Genomic DNA, 377 nt, shown 5'->3' on the forward strand with positions numbered 1-377 from the left:
CCCGTACGGTGAAGGTCACCAATGTGGGCCGTCCGTCAATGGCAGAAGATCGCAGTACGGTGACGGCGGCAACCGGTATGACCGTGACGCCTGCCAGCTCCTCGGTGGTGAAAGGGCAGAGCACCACGCTGACCGTGGCATTCCAGCCGGAAGGCGTAACCGACAAGAGCTTTCGTGCGGTGTCTGCGGATAAAACAAAAGCCACCGTGTCGGTCAGTGGTATGACCATCACCGTGAACGGCGTTGCTGCAGGCAAGGTCAACATTCCGGTTGTATCCGGTAATGGTGAGTTTGCTGCGGTTGCAGAAATCACCGTCACCGCCAGCTAATCCGGAGAGTCAGCGATGTTCCTGAAAACCGAATCATTTGAACATAAC

1 protein-coding gene is annotated in these 377 nt (G+C 56.5%); it reads left to right on the forward strand.

Annotated elements, in window-relative coordinates:
- Positions 1–329: Ig-like domain-containing protein (locus tag HEN33_RS25595; protein WP_183083551.1), on the forward strand; the 329-nt coding region annotated here is incomplete at its 5' end.
- Positions 330–377 lie beyond the last annotated feature (48 nt).

The organism is Escherichia sp. 94.0001 (assembly GCF_013369155.2).
Classification (GTDB): Bacteria; Pseudomonadota; Gammaproteobacteria; order Enterobacterales; family Enterobacteriaceae; genus Escherichia; species Escherichia coli_F.